This is a genomic window from Dickeya sp. NCPPB 3274, from assembly GCF_000406205.1.
In the GTDB taxonomy this organism is placed as follows: domain Bacteria; phylum Pseudomonadota; class Gammaproteobacteria; order Enterobacterales; family Enterobacteriaceae; genus Dickeya; species Dickeya fangzhongdai.
Map to the genome: position 1 here is coordinate 584,249 of NZ_CM001979.1, position 18,796 is coordinate 603,044.

General features: G+C 56.5%; 17 protein-coding genes, 1 tRNA gene and 1 pseudogene. 8 read left to right on the plus strand and 11 right to left on the minus strand.

Annotated elements, in window-relative coordinates; all coding sequences use genetic code 11:
* Positions 1-281 (minus strand): hypothetical protein (locus DXX3274_RS03335; RefSeq protein WP_042858565.1); only part of this gene is annotated, 281 nt, incomplete at its 3' end.
* 140 nt (positions 282-421) lie between these two features.
* On the opposite strand from DXX3274_RS03335, the gene DXX3274_RS23935 reads away from it, so the two are divergent.
* Positions 422-592: a hypothetical protein gene (locus DXX3274_RS23935; RefSeq protein ID WP_162847981.1), complete on the plus strand. Its 171-nt coding sequence runs from the start codon at positions 422-424 to the stop codon at positions 590-592.
* A gap of 141 nt (positions 593-733) precedes the next feature.
* Here the strand turns inward: DXX3274_RS23935 and DXX3274_RS03340 are convergent.
* The 7 genes and pseudogenes from DXX3274_RS03340 to aspA form a co-directional block, all read right to left on the minus strand.
* Positions 734-1,991, minus strand: a pseudogene (locus tag DXX3274_RS03340) (tyrosine-type recombinase/integrase).
* A gap of 161 nt (positions 1,992-2,152) precedes the next feature.
* Positions 2,153-2,228: transfer RNA gene (locus tag DXX3274_RS03345), tRNA-Phe, on the minus strand.
* Between the two features lie 162 nt (positions 2,229-2,390).
* Positions 2,391-2,966 (minus strand): transcriptional regulator, encoded by a 576-nt coding sequence (locus DXX3274_RS03350; RefSeq protein ID WP_042858567.1) that lies wholly within the window; start codon positions 2,964-2,966, stop codon positions 2,391-2,393.
* Positions 2,967-3,060: 94 nt separating this feature from the next.
* On the minus strand, positions 3,061-4,791 hold the full coding sequence (locus DXX3274_RS03355) for a protein-disulfide reductase DsbD (protein ID WP_042858570.1): 1,731 nt from the start codon (positions 4,789-4,791) through the stop codon (positions 3,061-3,063).
* A complete protein-coding gene (cutA, locus tag DXX3274_RS03360) occupies positions 4,767-5,111 on the minus strand; it encodes a divalent cation tolerance protein CutA (RefSeq protein WP_050569800.1) in 345 nt (114 codons plus the stop codon). The genes DXX3274_RS03355 and cutA overlap by 25 nt, the downstream gene beginning before the upstream one ends.
* A 114-nt stretch (positions 5,112-5,225) precedes the next feature.
* On the minus strand, positions 5,226-6,527 hold the full coding sequence (locus DXX3274_RS03365) for an anaerobic C4-dicarboxylate transporter (protein WP_042858571.1): 1,302 nt from the start codon (positions 6,525-6,527) through the stop codon (positions 5,226-5,228).
* A gap of 175 nt (positions 6,528-6,702) precedes the next feature.
* A complete protein-coding gene (aspA, locus tag DXX3274_RS03370; RefSeq protein WP_042858572.1) occupies positions 6,703-8,142 on the minus strand; it encodes an aspartate ammonia-lyase in 1,440 nt (479 codons plus the stop codon).
* Positions 8,143-8,583: 441 nt separating this feature from the next.
* On the opposite strand from aspA, the gene DXX3274_RS03375 reads away from it, so the two are divergent.
* The 5 genes from DXX3274_RS03375 to ubiA all read left to right on the plus strand — a co-directional run bounded on the left by DXX3274_RS03375 (position 8,584) and on the right by ubiA (position 13,183).
* Complete coding sequence (locus tag DXX3274_RS03375; protein ID WP_042858574.1) at positions 8,584-9,087, plus strand: FxsA family protein; 504 nt, start codon at positions 8,584-8,586, stop codon at positions 9,085-9,087.
* A 193-nt stretch (positions 9,088-9,280) separates the two neighbouring features.
* Positions 9,281-9,574, plus strand: a complete 294-nt coding sequence (locus tag DXX3274_RS03380; RefSeq protein ID WP_013316258.1) for a co-chaperone GroES — start codon at positions 9,281-9,283, stop codon at positions 9,572-9,574.
* 45 nt (positions 9,575-9,619) lie between these two features.
* Positions 9,620-11,266 carry a chaperonin GroEL gene (groL, locus tag DXX3274_RS03385; protein ID WP_033570628.1) on the plus strand — a complete coding sequence of 549 codons (1,647 nt, stop codon included), beginning with the start codon at positions 9,620-9,622 and terminating at the stop codon, positions 11,264-11,266.
* A gap of 516 nt (positions 11,267-11,782) precedes the next feature.
* Entirely contained in the window at positions 11,783-12,298 is a 516-nt protein-coding gene (gene ubiC, locus DXX3274_RS03390) for a chorismate lyase (RefSeq protein ID WP_042858576.1), read from the plus strand.
* A gap of 21 nt (positions 12,299-12,319) precedes the next feature.
* Positions 12,320-13,183: a 4-hydroxybenzoate octaprenyltransferase gene (gene ubiA, locus DXX3274_RS03395; RefSeq protein ID WP_042861852.1), complete on the plus strand. Its 864-nt coding sequence runs from the start codon at positions 12,320-12,322 to the stop codon at positions 13,181-13,183.
* Between the two features lie 96 nt (positions 13,184-13,279).
* Here the strand turns inward: ubiA and plsB are convergent, their stop codons facing one another.
* Positions 13,280-15,757 (minus strand): glycerol-3-phosphate 1-O-acyltransferase PlsB, encoded by a 2,478-nt coding sequence (gene plsB / locus DXX3274_RS03400; RefSeq protein ID WP_042858577.1) that lies wholly within the window; start codon positions 15,755-15,757, stop codon positions 13,280-13,282.
* A 128-nt stretch (positions 15,758-15,885) separates the two neighbouring features.
* On the opposite strand from plsB, the gene DXX3274_RS03405 reads away from it, so the two are divergent.
* Positions 15,886-16,251: a diacylglycerol kinase gene (locus DXX3274_RS03405; RefSeq protein WP_042858578.1), complete on the plus strand. Its 366-nt coding sequence runs from the start codon at positions 15,886-15,888 to the stop codon at positions 16,249-16,251.
* A 109-nt stretch (positions 16,252-16,360) separates the two neighbouring features.
* A complete protein-coding gene (gene lexA, locus DXX3274_RS03410; RefSeq protein WP_022632067.1) occupies positions 16,361-16,972 on the plus strand; it encodes a transcriptional repressor LexA in 612 nt (203 codons plus the stop codon).
* 283 nt (positions 16,973-17,255) lie between these two features.
* Here lexA and zur read toward each other — a convergent pair whose 3' ends face one another.
* Positions 17,256-17,765, minus strand: coding sequence for a zinc uptake transcriptional repressor Zur (zur, locus tag DXX3274_RS03415; protein ID WP_033570633.1), 510 nt, complete (start codon positions 17,763-17,765; stop codon positions 17,256-17,258).
* Between the two features lie 250 nt (positions 17,766-18,015).
* Positions 18,016-18,720 carry a pirin family protein gene (locus tag DXX3274_RS03420; protein WP_042858580.1) on the minus strand — a complete coding sequence of 235 codons (705 nt, stop codon included), beginning with the start codon at positions 18,718-18,720 and terminating at the stop codon, positions 18,016-18,018.
* Between the last annotated feature and the right edge of the window lie 76 nt (positions 18,721-18,796).

An 18,796-nucleotide genomic window follows, 5' to 3' on the forward strand; every position in this document is an offset into this window, starting at 1 on the left:
CTGATTGCGGTTAGCCCGTGTCCCAACTGGCACAGGCTTTCTGGTGTCGATTCGCACACGTCATTATCGGCAAAGGTAATCAGCGCATCGCCAATGAAATTCAGGCAATGGCAAAGCCCGGCCTGCGTTTCGGCGCAATATTCTGTGACCTGCGAGAGTTCGTCATTGTCCATGTTTGAAAAATCCAGATGAGCCAGCGCGGCACTCATGGCGGAGTAACGGTTCTCATAATCCGGCAGTGATTGATAAGACGCGCCCGTGTTACTATCGGTGTCAGCCATAGCATTAGTCCTCATAATGTTGTGGTCAGAAGCCCGGTTAGTGTTCCTAGCACTGCCGGGCTTCGCTCTTTACTGTTGCAAAACACCATGTAATTGCGGTGTAATTACAACTATACCATGCTATGGAATTTGTAATTACAATGTCAAGTGAAAAAACAAAAACAGACCAGTATCAAATTCGACTGTCCCACGAGTTTCGTGCGCAATTAGAAGAACAAGCCCATAAGGATGGCGACAAGACATTGGCTACGTGGATCAAGCGTGTTCTGCGTAAGGAACTCCAGACGCGCGGTATTGAACCAAAAGGCTGAACGGTGATTTGAGTCAGCCGATGTAGCAAATACTAATGTGTAAGAAACGTTTGGCAGAATACCCTAATGATTTTACGACAACGCTCCTGACGGGTTTTCTATCACATAGAAAGCCCGTCAGGAGCCAACAAGCGCAGCGCGTTAGCCAGCCGAATGACCCCGCGCATAAATATATGGCGCGACATAGCCCTCTCGGTTGACGTCCAGATAATCCGACCACCATTGCATCATTTCGATTCTGGCTTCCAGATGCTCCGCTTTATGCACGTAGGCCGCCCGCACGCCGTTGCGCTCTTTGTGGCTCATCTGTCGCTCGATGGCATCCTTTGACCAGCGTCCAGACTCGTTCAGTGCGCTACAGGCCATGGTTCTGAAACCATGCCCACAGATTTCGGTTTTAGTGTCATAGCCAATCACGCGCAGCGCCTTGTTGATGGTGTTTTCACTCATCGGCTTGTTCAGGGTATGCGCGCCGGGAAAAACGAAGACCGATTCGCCGGAAAGCGCCTGAATCTGTTTCAGCAGGGCGACCGCCTGCCGTGACAGCGGCACCAGATGTTCATCCTTCATCTTTGCGCCACGCTCTGAGAACCGCACGCCGCTTATGGCTTCGCGCTGGGCGGGTACGCTCCAGATATGCGCCTTCAGGTTAAATTCATCCCAGCGGGCAAAACGGAGTTCGCTGGAGCGCAGAAACACGTGCAGATTCAGTTCCAGAGCCAGACGGGTGAGCATCCGGCCTTTGTAGTTTTCCATCTTCTCCAGCAGTTCAGGCAGGCGTTTCAGCGGCAGGGCGGGGTGATGTTGGGTCGCCACCGGGGTCACGACGCCATCTAAATCGTAAGCCGAATTGTATTTGATGACGCCCTGCTGGACGGCGTGACGCATGATTTTGGTCAGATGCTGGCGCACCCGTCCGGCGACGTCATGCACGCCTTTATCGTCAATTGCCTTAACCAACTGCGCCAGATGGCGGGTTTCAACCTGTGCGATATCCATCGAGCCAATCGCGGGGAAAACGTAGCGTTTCAGGCAGGTGAGGATTTTATCGGCGTGCGCGTCTGACCAGAGTTTAAGACTGCTGGTGTGCCATGGTTGCGACATACTGAAAGGTGCGGGATTCATCAACGGCGGGGTTGCTCGATTTACGAAGCTGAGAAGGGCTGATGCCGGACGCCAATAGCTTACGTGCCGCATCGCGTTTTTCACGGGCTTCCGCCAGCGTAGTTTGCGGGTAGGGGCCAAAAGCCAGACGGTTTTCTTTACCGCCGAAACGGTAGCGGAAATACCATAGCTTAGCGCCGCTGGTGGATACCGTCAGGTACAGGCCTTGCGAGTCATTGAGCTTGTAAGATTTTGCGAGAGGTTTCGCGGATCGGACTTTGCTGTCAGTTAACATGTGAGGGTCACTCCCGTTCATCGAACTGAATGACCCGCAATCTGACCCACAAATTCCCCGATACGAAGGGATAAATCAAAACGCATCGGAAAAGATTTTCACGCCAACTTATTGAATTACATACACATAGGAATTGATAAGGAGGCATAAAAAAGGAAAGGTGGTGCCCGGACTCGGAATCGAACCAAGGACACGGGGATTTTCAATCCCCTGCTCTACCGACTGAGCTATCCGGGCAACGGGGCGCATTAAACCGGATTCAGGCGGCTTCGTCAACGTGAATTAACCCACTTTTTGACGGTTTGGCTGCTTTTTCGGCGTTTATACGGTTTTTGCATAAATAAGCAACAGCATATCGCCGATGGGCCTGTCGGACGTGGTTCGGCGGGTGCGAAAGCGTTACGCCAGCGCGCCGTGTTTCCGGCACATGGCCACGCGTAGTACGTCTTCTGCCAGCCGTTTCGCCACGGTCACGTCGGACAACTGGCGTTTTACCAACAACTTGCTCAGGCAGCCCTCCAGAATCAGTTCCAGTTGCAGGGCCACCATGTCCGCGTCGTCGATTTCCAGCGCGTCCAGCAGCGTCTTGGTGTACTGGTATGAGGCTTGTTTTTGCTGTTCCGCAATCTGGTGGATGGGGTGGAGCGGGTCGGGGAAGGCGCTGCAGGCGGCGATGAACAGGCAGCCGGGAAAACGATGCTGGCTGACGGCGTCCTGTAACCGTTGGTAGCGTACCAGCAGCTTTTGCTCTGGCCCGGCCTGTTCATCCAACTGCACCTGTTTGCGCCAGATATTCACCTGCTGGCTGTGATAACGCAGGCTGTCGTACAGCAGGGCTTCACGGTCGGGCCAGAAGGGCTGCAGTTCGGCCGGAGAGACGCCCAGTTGGTCGGCCAGCATATCCAGCGTTGTGTCGGCGAATCCGCGCCGTTCCAGCAAGGCCAGCGCCTGTTCCAGAACGTCTTCCCGTTGCATCATGCTCCTCCTGCTCATCAATCATCACTAACCAGTGTGGTTTATCTCCGGCATCTTTCAAGTTTATGACCGCCTGCCGCGATAGGACTTGATGTTAGCGCGCCAGCGTCTGCAAGTGCGCGCTAAAAGCGGCGGCGTCCATGAAGCCGGTCACACGCGAGCCCGGAATTTCCCGGCCGCCGGCGTCGAAAAACAGAATCGTCGGCAGTCCCAGCACCTGTAGGTGCTGCAATAGCGCCCGCTGCGTCTCGTTGTTGGCGGTGACATCCGCCTGCAACCGTTGCATGGCGGACAGCGACTGCTGCACCGCCGCATCGCGGAAGGTGTATTTTTCGAACTCTTTGCAAGCCACGCACCAGTCGGCGTACAGGTCGAGCATGGTGATGCGGTTGTCGCTGCGACTCAGCGCCGTGGTCAGGTCATCCAGCGTGTTGGTCGGCGTGAAGCGCAACTGGCTGCCGCTGGTCGGTTCAGCCTGTACCGGCGCGAACACCCAGTCCTGCAACGGCCGGGCCGCCAGCAACGCGCCCAGAAACAGCAGAATCTGCACCAGTCGCATGCCGCCGGCGTGACTGCGCAGGCTGAGGGCAAATGCCCAGCCGAAAAACGCCACGCCGAGCAGCCCCCACAAGCGCCACTCCCAGACGTCGCCCAGCACTCTTCCCAGCAGGAATACCGGCAGCGCCAGAATCACGAACCCGAAACCTTCCTTGACGTGATTCATCCAGGGGCCGCGTTTGGGCAGCAGCCGATTGCCGAACAGGGTAATCGCCATCAGCGGCAGCCCCATGCCCAGCGCGTACAGGTACAGCGAGCCGCCGCCGACCAGCAGGTTGCCGCTTTGGGCGATGTACAATAGCAGCGCGCTGAGCGGCGCGGTGGTGCAGGGCGAGCAAATCAGCCCGGCCAGTGCGCCCATGGCGAAAACCCCGGCGGCGGAGCCGCTTTGCTGGCGATTGCTCCACAGGGTCAGGCGCGTTTGCAGGGATGACGGCAATTGCAGGCTATAGACGCCGAACATCGACAGCGCCAGCGCGACAAACATCACCGACAGCCCGATCAGGACGTAAGGGTGTTGCAACGCCGCCTGAAAACGCAAGCCTGCCGCCGCAACCACCAGACCGAGCAGGGTGTAGGTCAAGGCCATTCCCTGTACGTACACCAGCGTCAGCAGCAGGGTACGACCGGCGGACAGCCGTTGCTGGCGGCCGAGAATCAGCCCGGAAATCAGCGGGTACATCGGCAGCACGCAAGGGGTGAAGGCGACGCCGATACCGATGAGCAGCGCCCACAGCGGCGAGAACGGCAACTGCGGGGTATAAGCACGGTCCGGCTGCGGCGTGACGGCGGTCGGCGTCGCCGGCGTATCGTTGGTGATAGCGTTGGTGATGGCGCTGAGCGGCACCGAACGGGTTTCCGGCGGGTAGCAGAAACCGGCGTCGGCGCAGCCCTGATAGGTGATGCTGAGCGAAGCGCCGGGCGGCACGTCGCGTAAAGGGACATTGAGCGTCAGCGACTGGCGGTAGATAGCCACCTCGCCGAAAAATTCGTCCCGATGTGGTTCGCCGGGCGGCAGCGTCAGGCCCGGAGGCGCCAGCAGCGCGCTATCCAGCTTGATTTGCTGGCGGTACAGGTAGTAACCGGGGTGAATCTGCCAGTTCAACGTCAGTTGGTTGCCGCGCTGGTAAAAATCGAAGGCAAAGGCTTGATCCACCTGCAGGAACTGCGACTGCGCGCTGCGCCCGAAAGGGCTTTGCGCCGGTGTCAGAGTACTGAAAAACAGGCTGAGGCACAGAACCGTCAGCGTAAAGATGCGTTGAGCCATGAGAGATAATCGCTGTCGCCACCCTCGACCGGCAGCACCAGTAATTCTGGTGTCTGGTAAGGATGCTGTTGTTTCAGGTGAGTCAGCAGTGCGGACTGATGTTCCCTGTCGCTTTTAAGCAGCAGTTGAAGTTCCGTCTGCTGTTCCAGTTTACCTTCCCAGTGATACAGGGAAGTGGCGCCCGGCAGTATGGTGACGCAGGCGGCCAGACGCGCTTCCAGCGCGGAGTTGGCCAACCGTCGGGCGCAGTCTTCATCGGGTGCGGTGCAGAGTACTACCACCGCGCTGTTGGATTGCGCATTGCTGTTGGGTTCTGACATCGTGACCTCGATAACGGTAACGGTTGACACACTATACCGTGCGGGGTCGGCAATCGTAAGGCCGGATCGGCGCTGGAACGCCGATCCGAAAAAACTTTACGATTCGGCGGAACGTTACAGCACCAGGTGACCGATAACGAAGCCGAAGGCGACCGACAGCGAAATCGCCACCACGCCGGGGATCAGAAACGCGTGGTTGAACACGTACTTGCCGATACGGGTTGAACCGGTGTCATCCATTTCCACCGCCGCCAGCAGCGTGGGGTAGGTGGGCAGCACGAACAGCGCCGATACCGCGGCAAATGAGGCGATCGCCGTCACCGGGCTAACGCCCAGCAGCAGTGCGGCCGGCATCAGCGCTTTGGCGGTGGCGGCCTGCGAATAGAGCAGCGTCGCGGCGAAGAACAGCACCACCGCCAGCATCCACGGGTGGCTCTGCAACAGCGTGCCCGCCGTACTCTGGATATCGGCAAGGTGCGCTTTGACGAAGGTATCGCCCAGCCACGCCACGCCCATCACGCACACGCAGGCGCTCATACCGGACTTGAAGGTGCCGGCGCTGAGGATTTGGGCGGTATCGACGCGGCAGGTCAGGCAGATCAACGTGGCGATGGTCAGCATGAACACCACAATCGCTTCGTTGCGCGGCAACACCGGGTTATGAATCAGCCCGACGGTGTCGCTGATGGCGGTGGCGTACAGCACCACGGCGATGATGCCGACAAGAAACAGCCCGACCGAACGTTTGGCGCCCGGTTTCAGCGCCAGTTGGCCGTGGCCGCGCAGGGTGACTTCGCCTTTGCGCAGGCGCTCCTGATAGACCTCGTCATCTTTCAGCTCCTTACCAAGAAAGTTGGTGAACACGGCGGTCAGCATGATGGCGATCAGCGTACTGGGAATGCAGATGCCGAGCAGCGCCAGATAGCTCACGCCTTTCGGTTCCAGCAGACCGGCGACGAAGACCACCGCGGCGGAGATCGGCGAGGCGGTAATGGCGATCTGCGAGGCGACCACCGCGATCGACAGCGGACGGGACGGGCGGATGCCTTGTTCCTTCGCCACCTCGGCGATAACCGGCAGGGTGGAGAACGCGGTGTGGCCGGTGCCAGCCAGCAGCGTCATGAAATAGGTCACCAGCGGCGCGAGAAAGGTGACGTAACGCGGCTGACGGCGCAGCAATTTTTCCGCCAGACTGACCAGATAATCCATGCCGCCAGCCACCTGCATGGCGGCGATAGCGGCGATAACCGCCATGATGATTTCAATCACGTCGAACGGGATCGCGCCCGGCTTGATGTGAAACCCCAGCGTCAGAACCAGTACACCGAGCCCGCCGGCGAAACCGATGCCGATGCCGCCGAGTCTGGCGCCCAGATAAATGGCGAGGAGTACGATAAACAGTTCCAGAATAACCATGTTGATGTTCCTTCTGATTTTGTTGTCCGTGACATTGCAAAACGTCTTTCCATATTTTTTTCTTATGGTTATGGCGAAAGCCTGGCCTTTTGCGGCGCGGATAAAGCAGGGGATAGAATAAAGGCACGCAGCCCCAGGCGGGACTGACGTGCCTTACAGAAAAGACCTCGCGGAATTACGACGCGTCTTGGTCTTCGGTGTAGCGTTTGGCTTTGTAAGCCGGGTGCATCAGGTTTTGCACCGAGAAGATGTCATCCAGCTCGGCTTCGGTCAGCAGACCGCGCTCCAGCACCACTTCACGCACGCTCTTGCCGGTTTCGGCGCAGATCTTGCCGACGATGTCGCCGTTGTGGTGGCCGATGAACGGGTTCAGGTAAGTGACGATGCCGATGGAGTTAAATACGTAGGATTCGCAGACGTCTTTATTGGCGGTGATGCCTTCGACGCATTTCTCCAGCAGGTTGTAGCAAGCGTTGGTCAGAATCTGGGTAGATTCGAACATCGCCTGGCCGATAACCGGCTCCATCACGTTCAACTGCAACTGCCCGGCTTCGGCCGCCATGGTCACGCAGGTATCGTTGCCGATGACTTTGAAACACACCTGGTTAACTACCTCCGGCACCACCGGGTTGACCTTGGCGGGCATGATGGAGGAACCGGCCTGCAGTTCCGGCAGGTTGATTTCGTTCAGGCCGGCGCGCGGGCCGGAAGAGAGCAGACGCAGGTCGTTACAGATCTTGGACAGTTTGACCGCCAGACGTTTCAGCGTACTGTGCACCATCACGTAGGCGCCGCAGTCGGAGGTGGCTTCGATCAGGTCTTCCGCCGGCACGCACGGCAGTTTGCTCACTTCCGCCAGTTTCTGCACCGCCAGATGCTGGTAGCCTTCCGGGGTGTTCAGACGGGTGCCGATAGCGGTGGCGCCCAGGTTCACTTCCAGCAGCAATTCCGCGGTGCGCAGCAGGTTTTTGTTCTCTTCTTTCAGCAGCACGTTGAAAGCGTGGAACTCCTGGCCCAGCGACATCGGTACCGCATCCTGCAACTGGGTACGACCCATTTTCAGGATGTTTTCAAATTCTTTCGCCTTCTGCTCAAAGCCATCGCCCAGTACGGTCACGGCTTCGACCAGTTTCAGAATGCAGTTGTACACCGCGATGCGGAAACCGGTGGGGTAGGCATCGTTGGTGGACTGGCATTTGTTGACGTGGTCATTGGGGTTCAGATACTGATATTCCCCTTTTTTATGGCCCATCAGTTCCAGACCGATATTAGCCAGTACTTCGTTGGTGTTCATGTTGACGGACGTACCCGCGCCGCCCTGGAACACGTCGACCGGAAACTGGTCCAGGCATTTGCCGTTAACCAGTACTTCATCGCAGGCTTTGATGATGGTGTCGGCAATCTTGCGCGGTATGGTCTGAAGTTCACGGTTAGCCATGGCCGCGGCTTTTTTGACCATTACCATGCCGCGTACGAATTCCGGGATGTCGCTGATTTTCTGGTTGCTGATATAGAAGTTTTCTATCGCGCGCAGCGTGTGGACGCCGTAATACGCATCAGCCGGAACTTCTCTGGTACCTAACAGATCTTCTTCAATGCGAATGTTATCTGACATGAGAGCCTTCTCTTACTTCTGTCGATTAGAATTTATAGGATGTATCGTCTTACCGTGGAGGACAGCAGCAGAATGTTTAACCATCATGCTCGCTGTTGTTGTTATGATATTCTGTTGTTGTGCAGGATTTCCGTTGCCCCGATCACATATGGGCGGTCATCTCTCCCAGACTGTATGAACTGTGATGAGGGTCATGGCCGTGGTGCAGGAATAAACGGATACATCACCATCATGGTTGAAAAACGGCGTTTGCACTACCATCTCCTGATTAGCGTCCGCCAGTATGGGTAAATGGCGTGTTCGAGTATAAGGTACTGTACCACGCCAACTGGTCGTATCTTCATACCTGTTCGTGATGACAGCACGAGGTAAGCAATATGACCGCGCGCTGTTAAGTCAATATTTTATCAATGGGTTAAATATCAACCACAGGAGTTTCGGGTGCGCTGGTTACCGCTTTTGCTGATTTTTTTGTTCGTTTACGTCGAAATCTCTATTTTTATTCGGGTGGCTGAAGTGCTGGGCGTGGCGCTCACCTTACTGCTGGTCGTGCTGACGTCCTGTATCGGGATCTCCATGGTGCGTAACCAGGGCGTGAAGAACATCATGCTGATGCAGCAGCGCCTGCAGGCGGGGGAAAGTCCGGCGGCCGAACTGGTTAAAAGCGTATCCTTGATACTGGCCGGTTTCCTGCTGGTGGTGCCGGGATTTTTCACCGACTTTCTCGGCTTGTTGCTGCTGCTGCCGCCGGTGCAAAAGCACCTGACGCTCAAGCTGATGCCGCATCTGCAAATCTGGCGCGGCCGCCCGGGGCCGGACGGTCACCGCGGGCAGGGCAATGTGTTTGAAGGCGAGTTTCAGCGCAAAGACGAACACGATCGGCTGGACAAGTCCGATGACGACCGCCACGACAATAACCCGCCCAACGATTCCTCACCGCGTTGACCCCGGCCGGAAGGGGCGCGGAACGGCGCCGGGCGCAGACCGACGGAAAAATTTCACTTAACGCAAAAAAAATTTCTTTTTTCCCTTGAAGCGTCGTGAAACGTCCCCACTTAGTTCACCACAAGGCTGGATGCCAGAGTGCATCCGGCGTTTAACCTAAACTGATATGGACTTTCTCAAAGGAGAGCTATCAATGAAAATTCGTCCATTGCATGACCGCGTGATCGTCAAGCGCAAAGAAGTCGAGTCAAAATCTGCTGGCGGCATTGTTCTGACCGGTTCTGCAGCGGGTAAATCCACCCGTGGTGAAGTCCTGGCTGTTGGCCATGGCCGTATCCTGGAAAACGGTGAAGTGAAACCGTTGGACGTGAAGGTTGGCGATATCGTCATTTTCAATGATGGCTATGGCGTGAAGACTGAGAAGATCGATAACGAAGAAGTGTTGATCATGTCTGAAAGCGACATTCTGGCGATTGTTGAAGCCTAATCTCACGTAATCATCTGAACGAAACGAATTCAAGGGAAACTACCAATGGCAGCTAAAGACGTAAAATTCGGTAATGACGCTCGGGTAAAAATGTTGCGTGGCGTTAATGTGCTGGCTGATGCAGTAAAAGTAACGCTGGGCCCGAAAGGCCGTAACGTGGTACTGGACAAATCCTTCGGCTCGCCGACCATCACCAAAGACGGCGTGTCCGTTGCACGTGAGATCGAACTGGAAGACAAGTTCGAGAACATGGGCGCCCAGATGGTGAAAGAAGTTGCCTCCAAAGCCAACGATGCGGCAGGCGACGGCACCACCACCGCGACCGTACTGGCTCAGGCTATCGTTAACGAAGGTCTGAAAGCCGTTGCCGCGGGCATGAACCCGATGGATCTGAAACGCGGTATCGACAAAGCCGTTATCGCCGCAGTAGAAGAACTGAAGAAACTGTCTGTACCTTGCGCTGATACCAAAGCCATCGCTCAGGTAGGTACCATCTCCGCCAACTCCGACGAAACCGTGGGCAAACTGATCGCCGAAGCCATGGAAAAAGTGGGTAAAGAAGGCGTGATCACCGTTGAAGAAGGTTCCGGTCTGCAGGACGAACTGGACGTGGTGGAAGGTATGCAGTTCGACCGCGGTTACCTGTCTCCGTACTTCATCAACAAGCCGGAAACCGGTTCTGTTGAGCTGGAAAGCCCGTTCATTCTGCTGGCTGACAAGAAAATCTCCAACATCCGCGAAATGCTGCCGGTGCTGGAAGCCGTTGCCAAAGCAGGCAAACCGCTGCTGATCATCGCTGAAGACGTGGAAGGCGAAGCGCTGGCGACGCTGGTGGTCAACACCATGCGCGGCATCGTGAAAGTCGCTGCGGTGAAAGCGCCGGGCTTCGGCGACCGTCGTAAAGCCATGCTGCAAGACATCGCTACCCTGACTTCCGGTACCGTGATTTCCGAAGAAATCGGTCTGGAACTGGAAAAAGCCACTCTGGAAGATCTGGGTCAGGCTAAACGCGTGGTTATCAACAAAGATACCACCACCATCATTGATGGCGTGGGCGACGAAGCCGCGATTCAGGGCCGCGTGACCCAGATTCGCCAGCAGATCGAAGAAGCCACTTCCGACTACGATCGTGAAAAGCTGCAGGAACGCGTAGCCAAACTGGCAGGCGGCGTTGCCGTTATCAAGGTTGGCGCAGCGACCGAAGTGGAAATGAAAGAGAAGAAAGCCCGCGTTGAAGACGCGTTGCACGCGACCCGTGCCGCCGTTGAAGAAGGCGTGGTTGCTGGCGGCGGCGTGGCGCTGGTGCGCGTAGCGGCATCCATCAGTGCACTGACTGGCGACAACGAAGACCAGAACGTGGGTATCAAAGTTGCGCTGCGCTCTATGGAAGCGCCGCTGCGTCAGATCGTGTCCAACGCCGGTGAAGAACCGTCAGTGGTTGCCAACAACGTGAAAGCGGGCGAAGGCAACTACGGTTACAACGCGGCGACCGAGCAGTACGGCAACATGATCGACATGGGTATCCTGGATCCGACCAAAGTAACCCGTTCTGCGCTGCAGTACGCGGCTTCCGTTGCCGGCCTGATGATCACCACCGAATGTATGGTGACCGAGCTGCCGAAAGGCGACGCGCCTGACTTAGGCGCTGCCGGCGGCATGGGCGGCATGGGTGGTATGGGCGGCATGATGTAATCTGCCGCGCGGCCGCGGCGATATCCTCGCTGTGGCGCCTGTCGCACTTGTAAAAACTACCCGGCTCCGGCCGGGTAGTTTTTTTTAAGGATGCCGGTATGCACGGGGGAGCGCAGGAACGTACCTCATGTGTGATGAGGTTTGGCTATACGCTAGTTTGCAACAGGGTGTGAGCCGGGCTGATAGATTGTGTGAAAATCACTCAAATCGTTAACAAGCGGTTCAGCGCCTGTTATCAGCGTACGATTCTTCGCTACACTGAGCATCTGCGCTACAATAAGCGCGTTTATACCCGTCATACTTCAAGTTGCAGGTGTGTTGGCTGCCCTCATTCACCCCGGTCACTTACTATGTAAGCTCCTGGGGATTCATGCGGTTGCCGCGTTACAAGGCTCTAATGAGCCTCGCCCTGAAGGGTCAACGCGTTGCGTTGTTCAACAGGCCAGCGTGTTCGTCCTGCAACTCGCATTATTAAGCGCAGATTTTATTTATTAAACACCGTGTGGAATGGGATACATGTCTGATAAGGCGTTGGCTAGCCTGCACTCTGTTGAGTGGTGCGCGCCTGAAGATTTACCCGCGTCAGTGGTGGATTGGTTGGTTTACCGCGATTCTATGACGCGTCGTCTGGAACGGCATTGCCTGCGGCTGACCGTGGAGGTTAGCGAAGAGCAGTTTGTGTCGTCGCTGGATATGGCTGGCGAATCGGCGCTGTTGCCGCTGAGTGAACGCTATTGGCTGCGTGAGGTGACGCTGCTGGGTGATGGCAAACCCTGGTTATTCGGTCGCACGGTGATACCGGAGCAGACGCTGGAAGAAGCTGATATTGACCTGACGCAGATCGGTAACACGCCGCTGGGGCGCTATTTGTTTCTGCAGGGACCGCCGCCGCGCGATGTGATTAAGACCGGCCGAAGCGGAGCGCTGTGGGTGCGGCGTTCACGTTTGCTGTTGTCGGGCAATCCGTTGCTGATCACCGAGCTGTTTTTGCCGGATGCCCCCATTTATTTCCCCGACGCCCATCAGGGCTGAGTGCAGAAGGAGAATCAGGCGTTGGAAAGACTGTTAACGTCAGAACGTTGGGGCGCGTATTGTCGCCTGATGCGTATCAACAACCCGATTGGCACCCTGTTGCTGTTATGGCCGACATTGTGGGCGTTATGGCTGGCAGGGCGAGGAACGCCGGCGCCCTGGACGCTGCTGGTGTTCGTGGCGGGCGTGTTCCTGATGCGTGCGGCAGGGTGTGTGATCAATGACTACGCCGACCGCCATTTTGACGGTCATGTTAAACGCACCGCCGCGCGTCCGTTGCCGGCTGGTTTGGTGAGCGAACAATCCGCTAAAGTGTTATTTGTGGTGCTGGTGCTACTGGCGTTCGGCCTGGTGCTGACCATGAATCCGTTGACCATCTGGTTATCGGTCGCCGCGCTGGCGCTGGCCTGGGTGTACCCGTTCATGAAGCGCGTCAGCCATCTGCCGCAGCTGGTGCTGGGCGCGGCGTTTGGCTGGTCGATCCCGATGGCTTACGCCGCCGTCAGCGAATCATTGCCCGCCACCTGCTGGCTGATGTTTTTTGCCTATATCTGCTGGACCGTCGCTTACGATACCGAATACGCCATGGTGGATCGCGACGATGACCTCAAGATCGGGATAAAATCCACCGCTATCCTGTTTGGCAGTCACGACACCCTGATTATCGGCGTACTGCAACTGATGACGCTGGTGGCAATGTTGGCGCTGGGGCGGATGATGGGGCTGAGTCAGATTTTTTACTGGTCGGTGCTGGCAGCTGCCGCCTTGTTCGCTTATCAGCAGAAACTGATTGCCGGGCGTGAGCGCGATGACTGTTTTCGGGCATTCAACAATAACAATTATGTCGGCATGGTGCTGTTTTTCGGCATCCTGTTCGGTCTGTAACTTTTATCTGTTGTAAATTTTCTTTGTAATAAATAATAGATTCTTTGTAATGAATAATAGATGCAGCCCTGCGGAGTCGTTCCGCAGGGCTGATTATCACTCTGCGTCTTCCTTTTCGACGATATCGACAGCAGGTTCGCTATCGCCGCTTTCCTGCGCCAGGCTGGCGCTTTCAATCGTCAGTTTCACTTCCGGAGACAGCAGTTCGCCCAGAATGGCGTAAATCGCCTGAACGTGTTCCAGCACCGCGTCGCCGCTGTCACTGACATACCCTTCGTTACGCAACGTGTTGACCAGCGTTGAGAACACCGCCTTGTCGAAAAATTCCGGCGCGTTGATGCCATGCAACACGGAGAGACGCTGCGCCATGCTGCGGCTTTCTTTCTCCAGCGCGCCGCGGCTAATGGTCGGGTTGGCGTTCAGCAACGCCAGAGTAATGGCGTAACGCTGCAGCGTTTCGCGGACGCCGGCGGCCAGCAATTGCAGCGCGCGGATACGCGCCGGGTTCAGTTCCAGCTCGCCGTCCTTGCTCAGAATCAACTGCTGACGCGCCAGCTCGGCCACCAGCGAGTCTAGTACGTCCGCCAGCTCCGCTTTCTCGTAATGCAGGAACAATTCGGCCTGCAGCAGCGGATAAATCAGCGTTATCTGACGCAGCAGCTCTTCAGTGGTGATCCGGCGATAATGCATCACGATGCTGGCAACCAGCGACGGCAGCACCAGCATATGGTGGATGTTATTGCGATAGTACGTCATCAGCACTGCCTGCTCGCGCGGCAGGATGATAATGTCGCCGACGTTGTCCTTTTCCACCTCGAACTTGTCCATACCGAGCGCGTGTTCCAGCAGCTCGGCGGCGGTTTTGTTCGGCACGGTGATGTCGCTGCTGTAAGGAACGTTACGCAGCAACTGCAGATAACACTCCAACTGCTCTTCCATCTGCTCACGCGTCAGCGCTCGCTGGCGGGAAGCCAACAGCGCGGTGCAGCACAGGTTCATGGCGTTGGCCGCCGCCGCGTTGTTGATGCGCACCATGATGTCGTCGGCGATATCCTGTACGGTCGGCGTCAGCCAGGCCGGACGCTGCGGATCGATAGGGTCGATGGCGTCGCGCCACTGCGGCACGCGGTTGTTGAGGTAGGTGGTCAGCGACAGCGGCTCGCCGATGTTAACGTACCCCTGGCCGAGATTGCGCAGCTTGCGCAGCCCGCGCACCATCTGCAGGAAGCCTTCTTTTTCCTTGGTGGCGCCGCGCAGCTCTTTGGCGTAGGTGCCCACTTCCATCACGTGTTCGTAGCCGATGTAAATCGGCACCAGCGTGATCGGGCGGGTGCCGCCGCGCAGCATCGCCTGAATGGTCATTGCCAGCGTGCCGGTTTTCGGCTCCAGCAAACGGCCGGTGCGGGAACGGCCGCCTTCGACGAAGTACTCCACCGAATAGCCGCGGGTAAACAACTCGCCCAGATACTCGCGGAACAGGGTGGAATAGAGCTTGTTGCCTTTGAAGGTCCGGCGGATGAAAAAGGCGCCGAGACGGCGGAAGATCGGACCGGCCGGCCAGAAATTAAGGTTAATGCCGGCGGCGATGTGCGGCGGCACCAGCCCCTGATGGTAGAGCACGTAGGAGAGCAGCAGATAGTCCATGTGGCTGCGGTGGCAGGGAACGTAGACGATTTCATGCCCGTCCTGCGCCAACTGGCGTACCCGCTCGGCATTATGCACGTTGATGCCCTGGTACAGACGGTTCCAGGTCCAGCCCAGCACTCGGTCGGATAGCCTGACGGCTTCATAGGAGAAGTCGGCGGCAATCTCTTCCAGCAGCGTGATGGCGTTCTGCTGTGCCTTGTCGTGGGAAATCTTCTTGACCCGCGCCTCATCATCAATCGCTTTGGCGATGGCGCGGGAAGACAACAGTTTGTTGAACAACTCCTGACGAACCGGCAAACGCGGGCCGACGGCCGCCAGTCGCAGACGGGAGAAGTGCATACGCGCCACGCGCGCCAGTTTGTGGGCGATGGTTTTGTCGGTGCCGTGCTCGGTCGCCATGTAACGCAGCGAGACGGGAACGGAGAAGCGCACAAAGCTGTCGCGACCCAGCCACAGAATGGCGAAGAATTTCTCTATGCCGTTCAGCAACCGCAGATGCGGCGTGTCCTGATTCTGCCCCTCGCGCCCAGGGGAACGGCCAAACATGACCGACACCGGCACCATCTGTATGTCGAGTTCCGGATTGTTGCGATGCAGATCCAGATAGTCGTGAAATAGCTTTATCGACTGCTGTTTGGGGACGTAGTAACGGAACAGACGCGGACCGTCGTTGACGAATACGTGGCTCGGCAGGGTTTTCCCGTCGATCTGCAACGGCTGCAACGGATCGGGCAGATTGAGCTCCAGACATTTGGTGCGCAGAGTCAGTAGATCCGCCTTGGAATTGTAGGGCAGCACATAGAAGATCGGCCGCGCCGGATCCAGACGTTGTTCGTTAACGGGATCCTGTGGGATAACCTTACTCTTTACCAAGAGTTTTAGTGGGAAATTCAGTAGTTTATAGTAGATTCTACGCCAACCTGACATAACAACCAGAAGCCTCTTGTTAGCAATGCGGGCCAAGGATACCAGAAACCCGGCAGGATATCTGTGGTGATGAGACCATGACGACGCGTTAAAATTGCGGCCAATGACAAATTAAAGGTGGAGTAAGCATGAACAAAACAACCGGAATAACCCGCATTATCAAGGCGGCGGGTTATTCGCTACAAGGGTTGAAGCAGGCATGGCGGCACGAAGCAGCATTTCGCCAGGAGTCATTACTCACGCTTGCTGCGGTTATTATTGCCTGCTGGCTGCCGGTTTCAATGGTGGAACGGCTGTTGTTGATTGGTTCCGTGGTACTGATCGTGCTGTTTGAGCTGGTCAATAGCGCTATTGAAGCGGTGGTGGATCGGGTCGGCATGGATTACCACGAACTGTCCGGCCGGGCGAAGGACATTGGTTCGGCGGCGGTATTTGTCGCCTGTTTGCTGGCGACCGGAGTATGGGGGGCGATACTGTGGAATCGTTTTGCGTGACGCTTTGCATAATCGCAGAAAAATCCGCGCAATAGCGATATCGCGGTTCCCATCGGCACTTTCCCTGTATATACTCACAGCGAAACTGTATAAACAACCAGGGGGCGGAATGAAAGCGCTAACTACCAGACAACAGCAGGTTTATGATCTGATTCGCGATCATATTTCACAAACCGGTATGCCGCCCACCCGGGCCGAAATCGCCAGTCAGCTTGGCTTCCGTTCGCCGAATGCGGCTGAGGAACATCTCAAGGCGCTGGCGCGTAAAGGCGTTATTGAGATCGTCACCGGCGCTTCCCGTGGTATTCGTCTGCTGATGGAAGAAGAAGATCAGGGATTGCCGTTGATCGGTCGCGTCGCCGCCGGCGAACCGTTGCTGGCGCAACAGCACATCGAATGTCACTATCAGGTCGACCCGGCGATGTTCAAGCCCAGCGCCGATTTTCTGCTGCGGGTCAGCGGGATGTCGATGAAAGATATCGGTATTCTTGACGGCGACCTGCTGGCGGTGCATAAAACGCAGGATGTGCGTAACGGCCAGGTGGTGGTCGCGCGCATCGAAGATGAAGTGACGGTCAAGCGACTGAAAAAGCAGGGCAACGTTGTGCAACTGCTGGCGGAAAACAAAGAGTTCGCTCCAATCGTTGTCGATCTGCGTGAGCAGAATTTCTCGATTGAAGGATTGGCGGTTGGCGTGATCCGCAACAGCGACTGGAGCTAACGCCCCTGCTTTAGTCCGCCTTTGAGGAATGGGAGCCGCCGCCCATGCAGGTGTTCAGCTTGTCTGGATGAACACCTGTACCGCCCGGTGCGTTGACCGGGCTGAACGCGATGTATGGATTCAGGGACGCGTGGTGTATTCAGGAAGAATCACTTTATTCAGAACGCATAGCTGTTCTCAGAACGGATAGCTGCCTTCAGAACGAATAACTGCCTTCAGAACAAATAATGTATTCATAAGAATCATGTATTCAGAAGGAGTAGTGTGAAGCAGCGCTTCACACTTAGCGTTTCTTCACCATGATGCTGTGATCATGATTACAGCTGTCCCGATGTTCGCAGGACTCCACCTTCTGGCATTCACCACACAAGCCGTGGGCTTCCACCACACTGTGACGCAGAGCGAAGCCAGCCTGTTTCGCCAACTGGTGCAGCGTTTCCTCAACGCCTTCCGTCTGACGTTCCGTCACCTGCCCGCAGCGGTCGCAGATAAACAATGCCGATGTGTGGCTATGTTCTTCGAAATGATGGCACAGTACATAGCTGTTGGTGGACTCCACCTTGTGGATAAAACCTTGTTCCAGCAGAAAATCCAGCGCGCGATAAACGGTGGGAGGCTTGGCCTGAGGCTCGGAAACGCGAAGCAAATCCAGCAGATCATACGCGCTGATCGCACCGGGTTGCTGGGCCATTAAGCGCAACACTTCCTGACGCTGTGGCGTCAGACGCACATTGCGTTGCTGGCAAAGCTGTTCAGCCTGGGCAACAAGTTTGTCCGGATTGGTTGAATCCATTGCAGTAACCCTGAAGCGAGTGTGAAATCATGGCGGCATCTTACCATGACTGAATAAAAACGCCGAGATGGCTGCCGCAAGGTTGCGCTGGGCCATCTCTCGTCACACTGCATAACTGGCAATTCATTTTCTTCATAGCGGAATCCCAGCCGTGTACCAGCCTGATTAGCGGCGCCGGCACTGCCCTGAAACGTGGTTATCAGGGCGGAAGGCAACATACATGGCGGGACTTGGTACGAGCGCGGAAGACCTAGACAACCAGATCGATCAGTAATGCCCGTGTGGCGGTTTCCGCCCGAATGATAAGGCTGTTTTCCTGCTGAACAAACGCGCCGTCGCCGCAGCGCAATACGTTGGGAATCGCAGCGTTATTGCCGTTGATGCTGATCGTGCCGTGAATCGATTGCAGATAGGCGCGGTTGCCGTTTAACGTCAGGTTGTGCTGCTCGCCAGCCGCCAGATTCAGATGGTGGATCCACACCTGCTGACGCAAATGAAAGGCGTTGGCCGACTCATCCGGCGATGCCAGCAACTGGTAAGGTTGGTCTTTCAGCGCTAATCGCTGCAGACACTGGTTTTCCCGCGTAGGGCAGGCGTCCAGCCACAGTTGCAGCCGGGTCAGCGGCGTGTCGTCGCCGATATTGTGTTCGCTGTAACTGACGTTGGGCTGGGCGGCCAGCAGCAAGGCTTCGCCCGCTTTGGCACGGGTATGGTTGCCGTTGCTGTCGCGGTATTCCGCCTCGCCCTGCAACAGGATGTTCAGAATGTCGACGCGCGGATAGGTTCGTGGCTGAAAAGAGGCACCCGGGGCCAGTACTTCCTGATTGAGCACCCGCAGCGAGGCGAAACCCAGTAGATCAGGATCAAAGTAATGACCGAAAGAAAAGGTGTAACGTGCCTGCAACCAGCCATAGTCAGCCTGGCCGCATTGTTCTGCTGCTCTGCTAATGATCATGGTATTCGACCCTGAGAATTATTGATAAAGCGATAGTAATTGTCTGGACGATGGATTGTTAGCCAGTTAATCTGGT